The 15550-nt window shown below is 53.9% G+C and carries 15 protein-coding genes; 10 read left to right on the top strand and 5 right to left on the bottom strand.

Annotated elements, in window-relative coordinates:
• Positions 1 to 165: 165 nt before the first annotated feature.
• The 3 genes from IE099_RS14220 to dnaX form a co-directional block, all read right to left on the bottom strand.
• Entirely contained in the window at positions 166 to 504 is a 339-nt protein-coding gene (locus IE099_RS14220) for a hypothetical protein (protein WP_229809527.1), read from the bottom strand.
• Between the two features lie 200 nt (positions 505 to 704).
• Complete coding sequence (gene acpP, locus IE099_RS21090; protein ID WP_189571011.1) at positions 705 to 1043, bottom strand: acyl carrier protein; 339 nt, start codon at positions 1041 to 1043, stop codon at positions 705 to 707.
• A 12-nt stretch (positions 1044 to 1055) separates the two neighbouring features.
• Complete coding sequence (dnaX, locus tag IE099_RS14210; RefSeq protein WP_189571008.1) at positions 1056 to 2597, bottom strand: DNA polymerase III subunit gamma/tau; 1542 nt, start codon at positions 2595 to 2597, stop codon at positions 1056 to 1058.
• Positions 2598 to 2890: 293 nt separating this feature from the next.
• On the opposite strand from dnaX, the gene IE099_RS14205 reads away from it, so the two are divergent.
• The 10 genes from IE099_RS14205 (at position 2891) to IE099_RS14160 (ending at position 10856) form a co-directional block, all read left to right on the top strand.
• Positions 2891 to 4408: a cellulose synthase family protein gene (locus IE099_RS14205; protein WP_189571003.1), complete on the top strand. Its 1518-nt coding sequence runs from the start codon at positions 2891 to 2893 to the stop codon at positions 4406 to 4408.
• Positions 4409 to 4417: 9 nt separating this feature from the next.
• Positions 4418 to 5065 (top strand): L,D-transpeptidase, encoded by a 648-nt coding sequence (locus IE099_RS14200; RefSeq protein WP_189571002.1) that lies wholly within the window; start codon positions 4418 to 4420, stop codon positions 5063 to 5065.
• Positions 5066 to 5127: 62 nt separating this feature from the next.
• Positions 5128 to 5397 carry a 30S ribosomal protein S20 gene (gene rpsT / locus IE099_RS14195; protein WP_189571001.1) on the top strand — a complete coding sequence of 90 codons (270 nt, stop codon included), beginning with the start codon at positions 5128 to 5130 and terminating at the stop codon, positions 5395 to 5397.
• A 678-nt stretch (positions 5398 to 6075) separates the two neighbouring features.
• The gene (locus IE099_RS14190; protein ID WP_229809526.1) at positions 6076 to 6744 is read left to right on the top strand and encodes an RNA polymerase sigma factor; all 669 of its coding nucleotides are present in this window, start codon (positions 6076 to 6078) and stop codon (positions 6742 to 6744) included.
• Positions 6728 to 7327, top strand: a complete 600-nt coding sequence (locus tag IE099_RS14185; protein WP_189571000.1) for an anti-sigma factor — start codon at positions 6728 to 6730, stop codon at positions 7325 to 7327. The genes IE099_RS14190 and IE099_RS14185 overlap by 17 nt, the downstream gene beginning before the upstream one ends.
• A complete protein-coding gene (locus IE099_RS14180) occupies positions 7328 to 7819 on the top strand; it encodes a hypothetical protein (RefSeq protein WP_189570999.1) in 492 nt (163 codons plus the stop codon). It begins immediately after the preceding gene.
• The gene (locus tag IE099_RS14175; protein ID WP_189570998.1) at positions 7816 to 8517 is read left to right on the top strand and encodes a DUF1573 domain-containing protein; all 702 of its coding nucleotides are present in this window, start codon (positions 7816 to 7818) and stop codon (positions 8515 to 8517) included. Before IE099_RS14180 ends, IE099_RS14175 begins: the two co-directional genes overlap by 4 nt.
• Positions 8514 to 8954 carry a rhodanese-like domain-containing protein gene (locus IE099_RS14170; protein WP_189570997.1) on the top strand — a complete coding sequence of 147 codons (441 nt, stop codon included), beginning with the start codon at positions 8514 to 8516 and terminating at the stop codon, positions 8952 to 8954. The genes IE099_RS14175 and IE099_RS14170 overlap by 4 nt, the downstream gene beginning before the upstream one ends.
• Positions 8951 to 9388, top strand: coding sequence for a GNAT family N-acetyltransferase (locus tag IE099_RS14165; RefSeq protein WP_189570995.1), 438 nt, complete (start codon positions 8951 to 8953; stop codon positions 9386 to 9388). Before IE099_RS14170 ends, IE099_RS14165 begins: the two co-directional genes overlap by 4 nt.
• 145 nt (positions 9389 to 9533) lie before the next feature.
• The gene (locus tag IE099_RS14160) at positions 9534 to 10856 is read left to right on the top strand and encodes a sulfatase-like hydrolase/transferase (RefSeq protein ID WP_345778126.1); all 1323 of its coding nucleotides are present in this window, start codon (positions 9534 to 9536) and stop codon (positions 10854 to 10856) included.
• A 267-nt stretch (positions 10857 to 11123) separates the two neighbouring features.
• Here IE099_RS14160 and IE099_RS14155 read toward each other — a convergent pair whose 3' ends face one another.
• Complete coding sequence (locus IE099_RS14155; protein WP_189570992.1) at positions 11124 to 13535, bottom strand: tetratricopeptide repeat protein; 2412 nt, start codon at positions 13533 to 13535, stop codon at positions 11124 to 11126.
• A 56-nt stretch (positions 13536 to 13591) separates the two neighbouring features.
• Positions 13592 to 15541 (bottom strand): VWA domain-containing protein, encoded by a 1950-nt coding sequence (locus IE099_RS14150; RefSeq protein WP_189570988.1) that lies wholly within the window; start codon positions 15539 to 15541, stop codon positions 13592 to 13594.
• Positions 15542 to 15550: the final 9 nt, after the last annotated feature.

The raw sequence follows: 15550 nt of genomic DNA, 5'->3' as shown, positions 1-15550 counted from the left end.
ACCGTTCTCTTAGACACTGTCCTCCTTGAAACAAGGGGCTGCGAGCGGATGATGTACCCGCAACTATCGGATGGCATCGGTCCGTTTGTCCGGGGGCGAGAGACAGAGCAAAAGTCAGTGGGAGGAGTGAAATAGGGAAGGACTCACCCCTCACTTCTGCGAAGCTTATGATGCCACCTCGTCTGGATTGGCATTGGCGGCTTCGGCTTCGGCTTCGGCTTCGGCGATGAATTTTTCGACTTTCAGTTTCAGATTGTCGTCTCCAATCAGGAAGATTCGATTGGTCCTTGGGTCCGGCGTGAGAGTAAACTCCGCCGTCTCATTTGATAGAAGTTTCTCCAGTTGCGCCGCTATCCGCTCGCAGTCAGTGAAGCCGAGTTGGAAGAAGTGAGTGGGGACTGAAATGTGGGGGAGATCGATTCGAGAAATAAGGGAGAGGGCCTTTGTCAGAGCCGTGAGTTCGTCCGAAGAGACCAAGATAATCGCATCGCCGGATTTTTTCACCCGGAGGTCTCCCTCAAACAATTGCTCAAGGGCTCGGCCTGCTTGTTCAGAATTTAGGTAAGTGAGGCTGATTGACGCTTGGTGCTTCCTCTGTTCGGCTGCGGAAAGAGGAAGGAAAAGAAAGAGAATCAGGGCAAGCTTGGACACACCCATGCAATGCCTCTCGGAGGTCGAATTGTCGACGCAAGTTGTCGGCAGCGTCAGGTTCTTGGGGACTTCAAGTAAGCAATTAAAGCTCCGACGGTTGTGAGTTCAACGGCTTCGGAATCTGGGATGGTGATTCCGAACTCCTCTTCCGTAGCCATGATGAGTTCGACGAAATCGAGTGAATCTGCGCCCAAGTCCGCGATGAAAGAATCGCCGGGCTGAATTTGCGAGGGAGGGACTTCGAGAAGTTCAGAGATGAGCTCTTTAATCCTAAGAGTGGTAGCGCTGGTGTTTTCGACCTGCTGCGGAACCTTGCCTTCTCCGTTCGGTTGACAGCTGAGAGTGAAGATCGTCGTGCCGGCCAGAGCCGTAGCGAGAAGAATGCTTTTCATTCGATGGCAGCTTTAGCTTTTTAACTTCCCCTTAAAGACTTCGATCGCGTCTTTGATTAACGGGTCGTTGTGGAAGTCGTCTGCGGGTGGCTGGGGTTTCGCTTCAGCAGCAGGTTCTTCCTTTTGAGGAGCTTGAGTGGCTGCCGATGGTGCGGGTTCCGGTTCGGGCTCGTCCTCCCGTTCGTCCGGCGCATCTTGCATCAGGCGCTCGATAGGGCTGAGGATGACATCATCCTCGCCGGAGGTGGTGGCCGACGCGGACTGGGCGGCGGCGGGCTGGGCCTCGGAGGATTCTGCGGTAGCGCTTTCCGCGTGCGGAGCTGCGGGAGATTCTGTAGCCGGTTCAGAAGGGGCCTGAGGTGTTGCTTCGGTTGCCTGAGCCGGAGCCTGCTGGGTGGGAAGACTTGGCAGGTCATCGGAGAGGCCTCCTTTTTCCAATGCTTTGATGACATCGGAGATGCGGATCTCATCCAATGCTTCCACCGAGCGTATCAATGCCAATTCGAGATGAAGTTGCTTGTTCGCGGCCCATCGCATTCCGGCTTCAGCGGTCGAGAGGATGTCCATCAGTGCAAGCAGGCGGTCGGCAGGAGACTTTTCGGTAAGAGCGGTCAGTTTGTTCCAGACCTCATCCGAAAGTCCTTCGCGGCCCGCCTTGGGATCGATCTTGTGAATGAGTAAGGCTCGCAGGGTATTGATCAGCTCTTGCAGGAGCTGGGAAAGATTTTTTCCTGAAGCCGCCAGGTCGTTTAGTAGATTGAGAAGCTGCGAAGTGTCTTTCTGGAAAAGGGAGGACACCAATGTGGCGATCGTTTCGCCTGAGGTGAAGCCGAAGATGTGTTGAACGTCATCCTCCTTGATTTGCTCGCCGCAGAAGGCGACCAGCTGGTCCAGCATCGATTGGGCATCCCGCATCCCGCCATCCGCTCCTTTGGCAATTGCCCAAGCTGCGGACTCGTCCAGTGCCACGCCTTCTTCGGAGGCAATGTGAAGCAGCTGTTTGGCAATGATGTCGGTTGGAATGGGCCGGAGGTCAAATCTCTGACAACGGGAGATAATGGTCGGCAGGATCTTGTTCGGTTCGGTGGTTGCGAAGATGAACTTCACGTGCGCAGGCGGTTCCTCGAGAGTCTTCAGGAGGGCATTGAAGGCCGCATTGGAGAGCATGTGAACCTCATCGATGTAGTAAATTTTGAAAGGGGACTTGGCGGGAGCGTATTGCACGGTCTCGCGCAGTTGGCGAACCTGCTCGACCCCGTTGTTGGAGGCACCATCGATCTCCAGGACGTCCAGCGAAGTCCCTTCCGCGATTTCGAGCAAATCCGGATCGTCGGGATCGAAGTCGATGGAAGGGCCGCCTGGGCTATTGAGAGCCTTTGCGAAGATACGGGCGGTCGAGGTCTTTCCCGTGCCGCGGGGGCCAACAAACAGGTAGGCATGTGCCAACCGTCCCTGCTCAATGGCGTTCCGTAGGGTGCGAACGACATGGTCCTGACCCAAAACATCTTTGAAGGTCCTAGGGCGATACTTGCGGGCGAAGACTTGGTAACTCAAAACGTGGGGCCAGCTTAGGGTTGCGCAAAGGACGGTGACAACGCCGAATAACGAAGATCGCCATCAAAGTTCGTCCTCACGCCAAAGCCGTCCTCGAATTCATCCGAAAAAGGTCACAATAAAAATTATTTTGGCTTCCTTGAAAATCAAAATAAAATTCATAAAATGCTCATAATCAATGGTTAAGTTCATCTTCCGCAGTCAGAGAAAGTATCTCGGTTGGCTTGACAAAAGAAAAAAAGTCGAGCAAACGAACGGCTCACGGGTCTACGAGAGTGTTCCCCAAGATTATTATGGAAGCAATCAACTGGTTCTGGTTCATCAGCTATGTCTTGGTCCTCGTCGGACTAAGCGCCTATAGCTTGCACCGCTTGGGTATCATCGTCCTCTACCTTAAGCATTCGCGGAAGAAGCCGATTGCTAAGTCGACCTTCGAAGAGCTGCCGGTTGTGACGGTTCAGCTTCCGGTTTTCAACGAACGTCACGTGGTCAAGCGTCTCCTGAAGGCGGTTTCCGAAATGGACTACCCCGTGGAAAAGCTTCAGGTTCAGTTCTTGGACGATTCCACGGACGATACGACTGAGATTGCGCGAGAAGAGTGCGAACGCCTGAGCGCGCAAGGATTCGACGTTGATTTCATCCACCGCACCGACCGCTCGGGATTCAAGGCGGGGGCTCTTGAGAATGGGATGAAGCGCGCCAAAGGGGAGTTCATCTTCATTCTGGATGCTGACTTCGTTCCCAAGAAAGAGGTGTTGATGGAAATGATTCATCACTTCACGGATGAGCGGGTGGGTTTGATTCAGACTCGCTGGGGTCACCTCAACCGCACATTCAACCTCCTGACCCGCGTCCAAGCCATGTTCTTGGACGGTCACTTGGAGCTGGAGCAGACGGCGCGCAATCGCAGTGGCCGATTCTTCACTTTCAACGGGACGGCTGGAATTTGGCGCAAGAGTTGCATCGAAGATGCTGGCGGCTGGGAACACGATACTCTCACTGAGGACATGGACCTCAGCTACCGGGCCCAGTTGAAGGGATGGAAATTCATCTTCCTCAATGAGGTGGAGACTCCAGCCGAGCTTCCAGTCGACATGAACGGATTCAAGAATCAGCAGCATCGCTGGACGAAGGGTTCGATTCAGGTTTGTAAGAAGGTTCTCCCCGCCATTTGGAAGAGCAAGTTTCCACTTTATGTCAAAATGGAGGCGACTGCTCACTTGACTGCCAACTTCGCCTATTTGCTGCTTTTCCTCCTTCTTTTCCTGATTTTCCCGAATCAGAAGTTTCAGCCAGATATGCCGGGTTGGGCCCAGCAGCTCATCTATCTCCCGATCATGTTCTTCGGGATGTCCTCCATCTTGTTCTTCTACGTGACTTCGCAAAAGGCGCTCCGACCGGACTCTTGGCTTGGGGAGTTGAAGTATCTTCCGCTCTTGATTGCCTTGGGGATCGGGATGTCGGTCAATAACGCAAAGGCTGTCATCGAGGCTATTTTCAATCGTGAGTCAGGATTCGTCAGAACCCCGAAATATGGGGACTCTGCTCAAACGGGGGGCACTGTTCAGAAGCGGACAGGATCTTACAAGGCGCACAAATCCATTACGCCTCTAGTGGAATTCCTCTTCGGTTGCTTCTTTTTGTTCGTTGTAGCCGATGCGCTCGCGACAGGTAATTTAGTTTCCTTTATATTTTTGCTTCCTTTCCCAATTGGATTCTTGTATACGTCACTTGCATCTTTGGCCGGAATTCTGCTAGAGAGCGGTGTCGGTCGCAAAAAGTCACCTTTATCAGCGTCATCTTCAAAATAATTTAATATTGTGAATTACGGAAAAAAACTTCTCAAAGCCGTTACTCTTGGTGCAGCCGCGCTTGCTCTAGTCGGACTCTCTAGCTGCGGGTCCAACAATGCCACCGTTGACAACGACAGTGAAATGATTGTCAGTGTTCGCGATCAATCCATGTTGTTGGTTAAAGGCGGAAAGGCGACCAAGATTTATCCGATTTCCACTTCGAAGTTCGGTATCGGGAGTGACCCCGGAAGTAATCGCACTCCGCTTGGTAAGCTTGAGATTGCCCAGAAGATTGGCGGCAATGCGCGTCCGGGAACCGTATTCAAAGGCCGTCGTCCCACCGGTGAAGTTCTGAAGCCCAATACTCCTGGTCGTGACCCAATCGTGACTCGAATCCTTTGGTTGCGGGGCAAGGAAGCAAACAACTCCAATACTTTTCGCCGCTTGATTTACATTCACGGTACTCCTGAAGAGAAGAATATCGGTCGTCCGGCCAGCTATGGCTGCATTCGGATGAAGTCGAATGATGTGATGGACCTCTACCGTCGTGTAGGTGTGGGAGCAGATGTGAAAATCATCCGTGGCTCCTTGGACCGCACTCCAGAAGGTCGCAAGTATTACGCCAAATACGGCCGTCCGGCTCACACCAAATACCTGAGTTTGAAATACAACTAATCCTTTTCTTGACACTGGGCGCGGTCCTTCTAGGTTCGCGCCCCTTTCTGCTTAAAAACATCATGGCAAACAATCCATCAGCCCTCAAGCGCGTCCGCCAAATCGAGACCCGCACCACAAACAATCGTGTCCTCAAAACCAAGGTGAAAAACCTTCGCAAGGGGATTGACACCGCAACTGAAGCCGGTGACGAGAAAGCAATCTCCGAAGCATTGGCGAAGTATTCTTCTGCCGTTGACCGTGCTGCCAAGAAAAGCGTGTTCCATAAGAACAAAGCCGCTAACTTGAAGAGCAAGGCTGCCGCTGCGGTAAAAGCTGCCAGCAGCAAATAGCGTAGGATTGAACAGGCAATGGGGGATTCTGCTATTCAGAATAGGGCTGCGAAAGCGCGCGAAATCGCGTCCAGCCCAAACAACTTTCAAGTTTGTGAAGGTTGCGACTCCATTGTTGGGGCCCAGGTGGCAATTTGTCCCAACTGTCATAGCTATCGCTTTGACACCTCAGCGCCCCGCGTGATTGAGCAGGCACTGGTCCTAGGTTCCCGTGAGCAGCAGTCCGTTACTGCCGCCGACCTTCAATAGAGCGCGTTTCTTTATTCTTTGATTGGACAATCGGTCCAAGTAGCTCGACCCCGTATTCAACACGGGGTCGTTTTGCGTTTGCTGGGGCGCATTGTGGAGGGAGGAACACCGAAATGGTTTGGAGCGCCCGTTAGGGGTGGACGGTGTCCGTTCCTTGGAATCGGGTAAGCTGGCAAAGAGTCGATAAACAAACTGGGGAAGCCAGTTACGGCTTCCCCAGTTAGGTTTGTAGAGGGTTGTTCAGGTCCCCTACGGTGTTCACCCTTTATATGAAGACTGCAACAAACAGACGCTTGTTACATTAGGAGTAGACTGACCAGAACGGGATTCGTTCAAAGATTTAGCGGCTTTTTCTGACTTTATTTTCGACTGAGCCACGTCTTGCCTTTTGAGGGGCAATTGGGCATTCTTCGAATTCGTTAAATTTTGATGAATTTATTCAGCAGGTCAGCGTCGAAAGGGGTGATGGCGGAAGACTCCGGTGCCACTGCTGGAGGAGGAGGTGAAGAGGAACAAGACGCGGAAAGCGACTTGGAGCTCGTCGCTCGCAGTCAGGGAGGCGACTCCCGGGCTTTTGAGGACCTTGTTGTCCGTCATCGTGGAAGGGTTTATGCGATGATACAGAACATGGTGAAAAACGAAGCTGACGCTTGGGACTTGTCCCAAGTCGTCTTCGTGAAGGTTTGGAAAGCTCTTCCGAAGTTTGAGGCTCGTGCCAAGTTTTCAACTTGGCTCTATCGAATCGTCCACAACGTGGTCTATGACTGGATGCGGAAGCGGAAGTTGGAGAGCGCGGGGGAATTCGATGACCAGCTGATGAAGGAAAGCCAAATCGCGGCGGGTGCCCGGACGATGCCGAGCCAGGATTCACGACCGGACGAAGCTTTGAGAAATGATGAGCTCAGGGTGCGTATAGAAGACGCGATGGCGAAACTTTCCCCCGAGCATCAGGAGATCGTGCTTCTGAGGGAGGTTCAAGGAATGGATTACAAGGAAATTGCGGATGTGATGGAAATTTCGATGGGAACGGTGATGAGCCGTTTGTTCTATGCACGTAAGAAACTACAAGGATTATTAAGTGATGAAGCAGGAGCGTAAAGAAGAGCTGGTAATACGGTGGATGGACGACGAGGTGTTGTCTGCCAGCGAGAATGAAGAGTTGAAACGCATTCTGGAAGCTGAGCCTGAGCTGGCTACCATGCGTGCTGGCCATTCTCAGGTCCGGGAAGACTTGTTGGCGGTTTACGCCGAGCCTGCGGATGTGCCCTACGGCGACTTTTTCCAGACAAAGTTGGAGCAAGCGATTCGGGATGCAGATGAAGCTGATCATCCGCCTGCGAAACCTGCGGCTTCATCTTGGCGTGACGCGTTACGCTGGTGGTTGGCTCCGGTAGCGGTGGGGGCGATGGCGGTTGCGTTTCTGGCTGGCACCCGGGTGGGGAACTCGCCTACGCCTGAACGGTTGGTCGTGTCACAGAATCGCTCGGTCGTCTATACGCCGGAAGGCGGAGTCACGGCAAGTATCGTAAATGCGGATGGGGCGGGGACGAGTGTGATCGTTCTGGATGGTCTGCAGCCTATTCCCGATTCCTTTGACCTGATGGCCGGAGGACAAAGCTTCAATGAGTCCGATAGCGCGGTTCAGCTGATTTCGACCCAACGCTCAGTTCAAGTGTACTAGATGAAAGCCGTAGCTACATTTTCGCTCTGGTTTCTTCTAGTCGCCGTCGGATTCGCGCAGGATCCGGGTAAAGAGACCGTGGCCCGCTTGCGGACGGTGCTTTTATTCGGCACGAATGATAACTTGGCGGAGGTCGTGCCCGATGTTCCGGTCGCAGACAAGGGCCACGCCGGGCGAATGGAGCTACTAAAGAATCTGCACTTCAAGAATTATGGTCTGCTGGGTTCGGAGGTGAAGCCGATTTGGAGGAGTTACACCAACTGGTCCTCTCCGATGAAAGGGTCGGACGAGATTCTGCTCAGCTTCGAGCCCAATAGTCAGGCAGAGGCTGACGGGGTTAAGCTTGATCTGGAACTCTGGCAGGGAAAAAGAAAGGTCATGAAGACGACTCATCCGTTGAAAAATGGAAAGTGGCTCTACATCGCCGGACCCGATTGGAGAGGTGGAAGGTTGATTCTTGGCATTGAGTTGCTACCTTTGAGCGAGAAATGAAAAGAACAATTCTAACAGGCCTGACCACTTGGTTCCTTGTTGCGGCAGGCGCAAATGCGGGAGAGCTGACTTTCGAGAAGACTCTCATTGAAGTCACAGCGAAACCTGACCAGGAGCAGATCGAAGCTGACTTTGTCTTTACGAGCAGCGGTGATAGCCCTGCCACCATCAAACGTTACGACGCTCCTTGCTCATGTCTGGAGGCCCAGATTAGCGATGGGGGCCGTTTGGTTTGGGCTGCTGGTGAGAAGGGAACCGTGCGGGGATTGTTTAAGGTAGGTAACTTTCGCGGAACGGTCGACAAACAGATCTCCATCCTTATGGATGACGGCACCCGCCACGATCTCACCGTTAGAATGACCATGCCGGAGTTGGTCAAAATTGAGCCCAAGACCCTGAAATGGGAAGAGGGTGGCGCGGCTGAGACAAAGGTTTTTGAAATCACCATCAATTCGCCTGATCCACTGAAAATATTGGATGTAACGGCAACCAACGGGGAGAAGTTTCCCTACAGTCTCAAGACCATCGAGGAAGGCAAGAGCTACCGGCTTGAAGTGACTCCAACTGATACGGAGACGCGAGGTTTTGGTCTTTTGCGGGTCGCCACGGACAGCAAGTATAAGAAGCACCAGAACTACCAGGCTTATGTGGTGGTAACCAAGCCAAGTATGGTTCCAGCAACTGCGGCCAAGCCATGATCGCGCGAGCGATGCTGGAACTACTTGTGATTGTTGCGCTCTCTGGAGCTGCTGCGGTCGGAACTTGGGCCGTCACAGGGGGGCCGGACGTCGAAGCGGTTTGTGACCCCGCGGATCTGAAGGAGGGTTATATCTGTTTTGCTGATGCGGCAAAATTGCCAGGAGTGGTGTGGGTTGATGCTCGAACCCGAGAGTTGTGGCAAAAGAATGGCCATCCGGGATCGGTTCTTCTCACAGATCATCCTTCGGAAGATTTTCCATCTTTGATGAGTGAGGCCTTCGAAAGCCTCGCCAGTGCGGAATCGGTTGTGGTCTATTGCGCGACCGAAGGCTGCGGTTCCAGTGAGCCCGTCGCGCAGAAAATCAAGGAGCTCGGGCTTCTTCCGGAAGATCAAATTTTCGTGCTAGCAGGTGGATGGAAGGCTCTTCAGCCGTGAGAGTTTGCGAAATAGGATATGGGACCGACGAGTATCGGGAAGAATGTCTGTTGCGGGACAAAGTTCTGCGCGAGCCGCTGGGTCTCTCTCTATTTGACGAGGATCTCACGGAGGAGGACTCCCAGATTCATTTCGGTCTGTTTTCCGACGAGCAGAAACTCATCGCCTGCGCGATCGGGGTTCCGCTTCATGAGTCTTTAGTCAAAATTCGCCAAGTGGCGGTGAGTTCTGAGGTTCAGCGTCAGGGAGTGGGAGCTCGTCTGATGACGGAACTGGAGCACGAGCTCTTCAGGCGAGGATTCCGTCACTTTACCCTTCACGTCAGGTTGGCGGTGAAGGGGTTTTATGATGCTTTAGGGTATGTCCAGGTTGGCTCGGAGTTTGAGGAAGTCGGCTTGCCTCATTTGAAAATGTCGAAGCATCTCGAGCTCTAACAGGAGGATACTCGGCATCCGGTTTCTCCGGAATTGTGCTCTTTTTCGAAGTGGCTAGAGTGTGGTCATGAATCTTAGACCTCTCGCCGTCAGCGCCTTATTTTGCGTTTTTCCAGTAGCTGCGAAGGCCGAACCTCCCAATGTCATTCTGCTGATGAGCGATGATCAGGGGTGGGGAGATGTTGGTTTCAACGGCCATCCTGATCTCTTGACTCCCAATTTGGATGAGATGGCACGCAGTGGTGCAAAGTTCGAGCGCTTCTATGCGGCTTCCCCCCTGTGTTCTCCTACTCGGGGGAGTTGTCTCACCGGTCGCTATCCGTTTCGGTATGGAATATTGGCCGCGCACACCGGAGGAATGAGGGTGGGGGAAATCACGGTCGCGGAGATGGTGAAGGAGAAGGGATATCAAACCGGTTTTTTTGGGAAATGGCACATTGGCTGGGTCGACCCTGATGATGTGGGTTCCAGAGGCTACTATTCGCCACCAGGGCACCACGGCTTTGACTACAGCTTTGCAACCACTAGCGCGGTTCCAACTTGGGACCCCGGGATCACGCCAAAGGGCTGGAGCCAGTGGGGGCAAAAAGAAGGGGAACCTTGGAAAGGTGGCGCGCCTTATTTTGAGAACGGCAAGCCAGTGAGCGAGAATATGAGCGGTGATGATAGCCGCATCATTATGGACCGGGTCATTCCCTTTATTGAGAAGAACAAGGAGCAGCCCTTTCTCGCCACGGTCTGGTTTCACGCCCCCCATGATCCAGTTGTGGCAGGTCCTGAATACAAGAAGCTCTACCGGGAATTTGGTTCCACCCGCCAGAATTACTATGGTTGCATCACTGCGATGGACGAGCAGATCGGGCGGTTGCGGAGCAAGCTTCGGGAGCTGGGGCTCGAAAAAAAGACAGTTGTTTTCTTTTGTAGCGACAATGGTCCGTCCGATGGAGCTACGAGAAAAGGGATTGCTTCGGCCGGGCCATTCAAAGGGCATAAACATACGATGTATGAGGGGGGAACTCTCGTTCCTGCCTGTGCGGAATGGCCAGGTGTGATTCAGCCGGAAACCATTGTTTCGGCCAGATGTGCCACGGTGGATTTTTTTCCAACGATTGCAGGGTTAGTGGATTTTAGCTTTTCCTCAAAAGAGAGGCGTCCCATCGATGGCGTGGATCTCATGCCCTTTATGAAAAATGACAAGCAAACGCGCGAAGGAGAACTCTTTTTTGGTTTCCGTCGACTTGTTCAAGAAATTGATGGAAAGGCACTGATAAGCGGGGACTATAAACTTCTTCAGGAGGCGAAAAAGGGCGGTGGTCGGATTCGACTTTACAACATCGCCGAGGACCCTTTTGAGGAACGTGACCTTGCGAAGGATAAGCCAGCGCTTGTTAAAGAACTGTTTGAGAAAGTGGAGGCAATTGAGCGTTCTTGCCAGGTCAGTCGCGATGGCGCGGATTATCGATATTGAGGACGGTTGATCTATTTAAACTCAGGAGCTCAACGCGTTTTCGCTTATTTTCGAAACGGGTAAATACCGTTGCCGCGACTTGGACTGAGAAGGTTCTCGCACTGATCCGGAGACTCTCAATGAGGTCAGCCGGGGAAGGATTGGTTGGAAGGAAGCCGCGGCAATTGGAGATAACTCTGATTTTGATCCTTATGACACGAGGACGAACGGTGGTGAGCTCGCAAGATAAAGGCTCGCAACTCCTCTTTGGTCCAGGGCCGGAGTTGATTATGATTGATTTTCGGGAAAAGCGATCGGCTCAAGGGCATCGCTTTCAATCCAGCCCCGGGTTTGATTGGGAAGCTCGATATACGACCAGTTTCCGCGCTGGGTGAGGACCCGGCAGGCGGTGGATGGGTTGGCATTCAAGATCTCGCTGCCTCCCGATGAAGGTTCAGTTCGAACCTCGGTGGGTTCATCACTGATGAGGACCGTATCGAGTTCGACGATCTCTTCTTTGCCGGGATGGAAGAACAGCAAGACCCCGAACAGAATCCCCATGAGCCCGGTCCCGATCATGGTCAGGGTCGAGAGCTGCTGGACTCGCGAGCTGCGGAGGACGAATCGAATCAAAACGGCGATGAGAAAGAGCCACACCAGGCCAAGGAGAAGGTTGGTAAGAAGAGGGGTAGTGAGCTTCTTGGACCAAGCGGGAAGGTCGCTCTCGGGCGTTGGGATTGCTCCCATTTTGCGCTCTAAAAATGCGAGATTCTGAAGCGATTCCGGATGGCTCGGATTCAGCTCTAGGGCTCGCCGGTAAAAGAGTGCGGCTTTGCCCGGTTGATCAAGCCGGTAGTAACAGTTCGCGATGTTGTAGAGAAGGTCCGGAGTTTTCTCATCTTTGAGTGATAGTTGATAGGCATCCAGTGCCTCCTGATAGTTGCCCTCATCCCAGGCTGCCTGAGCCTTGTCGTGAAAGGCTTCTGCGGTCGTTGGTTGCCAGACAAGGAAGAGGGTCAGAAGCATGATCCCAAGACTGAGTTTTTCTCTCAGGTTCTTGAGAATTTCCTGTCGGCGACTGTTCTCCAACTTTCCGGGTTGTTCACCTGGTTGGAAGCAAAAGCGGTCCCGCTCTTCGATGAGATCCGCCACAAATTCGTCGCCGGCTAGTCCATGGCTTTCAGCCAGATGTGCAGCTGCCCGGAGAAATTCCGAGGGTGTGCCAAGCTCTTCCAACTCCTTGAGCTCGGTGTGAAGCCGGGTCTTTTCCGGATTGTTGGACTGGAGGCGGGGGAGCTGACGTTTAATAAGCAAAAAGGCAAGGACTGCGACGATGGCGGCAGGGAAAATCTGCCACCAGAGACCAAGCTGAATCCCGTCTTTGGAGCGAAATGGCTGGGGCTCAATGAGTCCGAGGATGTCTTGCATCTCGGCAATGGGCACGAGCCCAGCTTGCGGAACCCCTGCGGATTGGCTGACAACTGGGGAAAGATTGAGCGGGATGGGGGCGCTGCGAAGAGTCTCGTACTTCGCGGTCTTGGGGTTGAAGAATGGAAGGGTGAAGGCGGGGACTTCCTTGATCGGAACCCGAGGGCGCAGAATCTGGGTGAAGACGACCGTTCCTTGATTGGTCCGGCGTGCTCCGTCTTTCTCATTTCGCGACGACGGATAGATTTTCCAGTTGGATTCCGGGGCATCCAGAACAGGAGGGGCAAGGGTGTCGAGGTTGCCTTCTCCCGAAACGGTGAGACTTAGCATCACAGGGTCCCCGGGTTTCAGTTCGGAAGTGACATCGAGGGCGGCCTCTAGAGTGAAGTCACCCACGGCGCCTTGGAAGTCCGCGGGAGCGCCCTTGGGGAGGGCCGTGGCAGAGAAGGTGACCTCCGGAAGGTCCAGCTCAAGGTTGTAGCTGCGGCTGAAGCTACCGAAGAACCCGCGGGCTTGGTTTGTTCGGGTGGTTACCTGCACTTGAAGCCCTTGGATTTTACCCGGGCCGACCTTCACCGCACCGTCTTTGAGGGGGGCAGCAAAGGTGACGTAGTTGATGGCATGGTAGCGTTCGCCATCAATACGCACTTCGCGAGGTTGGATGGCATTTGGAGAACGGGGGGATACTTGCTGGTCGTAATTGGGGGGGAGGGGAGCTTCCATTCGCCAAGCTCCGATGTTCTCCTTTTCAATTTCCGCGAAGCCAGTGCTACCGACAGGGAGTGCGACAGGAACGAGGACCTTCGCGGTTAAGGGTATCGACTGTCCTGCGTAGATGGTCCCCCTGGGGTGAAGGAGAGTGGAGCCGATTTTATAGGTCTGGTCTCCTATCCTCAGATTTTGCCAGGTCAGTCCATCGGTGGGAAAGACTTCCATGGTAAAGGTGCGGGTCGTCTTGTCGCCGGACTTCAAAGGAACGGTAAAGGAGGGAACCGTAAAGGTCCCGGTCGTGGCGGAACTAACCCCGAGATTGGCAGAAAACACTTCGCGCCGCCCCAGAATGTCCGGTTGCAGGGTGCGGAAGGATAAGGGGCTAGCTTCGGTTGACTTGAGTGGCGAGGAAGGTTGCTCGCCATAGATCTGAATGTTGAGAAGTGCCTCTTCTCCGACCAAGACCTGTTGCAAGGGGAGCGACGATGAAACGTCGCCCAACTCTTGGGTAAAGAGACGAGCGGAGAGAGCGAAAATAAAAAGGATAATGGAGCGGGTCATCTTAAAATTGAAAATCTAGCTTGGGTTTCACATTGGCCGAACAAGTCGGTGGTCATTTACCAATCCTTGGTCGGGGCTGCCTGGCGTCCCCGTTTGCGCAGCGCGTCTTTTTGAAAGTCAGCATTTTCCTCCAGAATGCGGCGGGCAAATTCCTCGGCGGTCTCATCTTCCCGTGGGGCTGGTCCTTGCTGGCTTTGCTGAGCTTGGTTTTGTTGGCCTTCTTCCTGGCCCTCTTGTCCCGACTGCTGCTCTCCGTCTTGACCATCCTCTTCGCCCTCCTCCTGGCCGTTGCCATTTTCATCTTGCTCTCCTTCTTCACCTTCTTGGCCTTCGCCGTCTTGTTCGCCTTCCTCGCCGTCTTCTTCCTCGCCTTGTTCTCCTTCTTGATTCTCTCCGTTCTCTCCTTGTTGATCGGACTCTTGGGGCTCGCCCTCTTCCTCTTCTCCCTCCTCGCCGGATTCTTGTTGCTCTTGTTCTTGCTGTTCCTGCTGCTGCTGTTGGACTTGTTTCAGTTGTTCAAGGGCTTGTTCGGTGGCCTTTCGGTTTTGAGTGGAAGCCTTGTGCTTGGAATCAATTTCCAATGCGGAATCGTAGTGCTCCAGAGCATCTTCCATCAGGTCGATTCGTTCTTCCAATGGGATGCCGTCGCTACTGTCGGGGGACATTGCCCGGTGGTAAAGGGTGTTGGCGAGTTGGCTGTAAGCATCGCGCTGCAGGCTTGATTCCTTGCTTAGAAGTGCATCCGCAAAGGCATCGGCGGCCTTTTCATAATTTCCGGCGCGATAACTGGCTGCTCCTTGACCGTAGCGGATGCGGGCCAGTTCTTCTGGGGAGGCGTCTTCGGCGGCCTTTTCAAAGTGTTCCAATGCTTTTGCGGTGTCTCCTTTTTTCAAGGCTCGCGAGCCAAAAAATCCTTCCAAAGGATTGTTCCAGGCGGAACTCTCCGGGGAGGCTCCAAACAATGCGATTAACACCAAGAGTGTGGTGGTTGGGGTGGCTGTAACCGCGCGGGGGCGGGCTGGCACCCAAAGGAAGCGGAGGAGGAGGCTGGCTATCATAAAGAGCATGGCTGGGATGAGAAACCATTGAAAGCGGGGGATGGGACGCTTCTGAACTCGACCCTCATCTTCAAAAGCGTCGAGCCGACTGATCACGGTTTCAATTTTTTTTGTAAAGTCTCCGCTCACTCCCTCGAGATAAAGGCCTCCGGTATCTCCGGCGAGGGTTCGTAATGGGGCTGGATTGAGTCGAGATAAGACCGGTCTGCCACTGCGATCACGAAAGCGTCCATCGGTCTCCTCGGGGTCGGGGACAAAGTCGCCCTCCAAGGTTCCGACCCCAATGGTCACGATAAAGACGCCTTCTTGCCGAGCATCGAAGGAGGCATCCTCGAGCTCTCCCTCATGGAGTTCTCCGTCGGAGATGACGATGAGACCGTGAGTGCGTTGGCCGGTTTCTTTGAAGGTTTTGGTTGCGAGATTGATGGCGTCCGCGAGGTTGGAACCACCCGACGGGACGTTCGTTTCGTCGAGTTGATCGAGGGTCTCCCGAAGGGCATTGTGGTCGATGGTCAGAGGGGCTTGTAGAGAAGCGCTGCCGGCAAAGGCGAGAAGGCCAATGCGGTCGTTGGGAAAGTGTTCAAGTAGCTCGTAGACTGCCGTCTTGGCTGCGTTCAGCCGATCCGGCGCGACGTCCCTCACCAGCATGGAGCGGGAAGCGTCGACTGCGATGATGATATTGCGGCCGCGCACCTGGGAGGTGGTTTCCACCTCGCCGGCGATGGGTTGGGCGAGGGTTACCACCAATAAACAAAGACCAATCAATCCGCAGCCCAGGGAAAGCCAGCGGCCCAGAGGGGAAGCAGGGGCGGCCAATTTGCGGCGCAGTCTGGGGGCGACCAAGCTCTGCCAAGCAACCCTCCGCTGGCGGTCTGCCAGCCAAGCACCAAGCGCGAGGAGCGGGACTAGGAGAAGAAAGAACAGGAAGGCAGGTTCGGCGAGAGTCATGTCAATCTG

This window comes from Roseibacillus persicicus, assembly GCF_014651675.1.
GTDB classification, from domain to species: Bacteria; Verrucomicrobiota; Verrucomicrobiia; order Verrucomicrobiales; family Akkermansiaceae; genus Roseibacillus; species Roseibacillus persicicus.
This window is presented reverse-complemented; position numbering and strand designations above follow the sequence as displayed.

Excerpts from the sequence above, each read along its gene's own strand:
- IE099_RS14180 (WP_189570999.1), top strand. The coding sequence starts at position 7,328 with ATGAAAGCCGTAGCTACATTTTCGCTCTGGTTTCTTCTAGTCGCCGTC.
- rpsT (WP_189571001.1), top strand. The coding sequence starts at position 5,128 with ATGGCAAACAATCCATCAGCCCTCAAGCGCGTCCGCCAAATCGAGACC.
- IE099_RS14190 (WP_229809526.1), top strand. The coding sequence starts at position 6,076 with ATGAATTTATTCAGCAGGTCAGCGTCGAAAGGGGTGATGGCGGAAGAC.
- acpP (WP_189571011.1), bottom strand. The coding sequence starts at position 1,043 with ATGAAAAGCATTCTTCTCGCTACGGCTCTGGCCGGCACGACGATCTTC.
- IE099_RS14150 (WP_189570988.1), bottom strand. The coding sequence starts at position 15,541 with ATGACTCTCGCCGAACCTGCCTTCCTGTTCTTTCTTCTCCTAGTCCCG.
- IE099_RS14155 (WP_189570992.1), bottom strand. The coding sequence starts at position 13,535 with ATGACCCGCTCCATTATCCTTTTTATTTTCGCTCTCTCCGCTCGTCTC.
- IE099_RS14185 (WP_189571000.1), top strand. The coding sequence starts at position 6,728 with ATGAAGCAGGAGCGTAAAGAAGAGCTGGTAATACGGTGGATGGACGAC.
- IE099_RS14170 (WP_189570997.1), top strand. The coding sequence starts at position 8,514 with ATGATCGCGCGAGCGATGCTGGAACTACTTGTGATTGTTGCGCTCTCT.
- IE099_RS14205 (WP_189571003.1), top strand. The coding sequence starts at position 2,891 with ATGGAAGCAATCAACTGGTTCTGGTTCATCAGCTATGTCTTGGTCCTC.
- IE099_RS14175 (WP_189570998.1), top strand. The coding sequence starts at position 7,816 with ATGAAAAGAACAATTCTAACAGGCCTGACCACTTGGTTCCTTGTTGCG.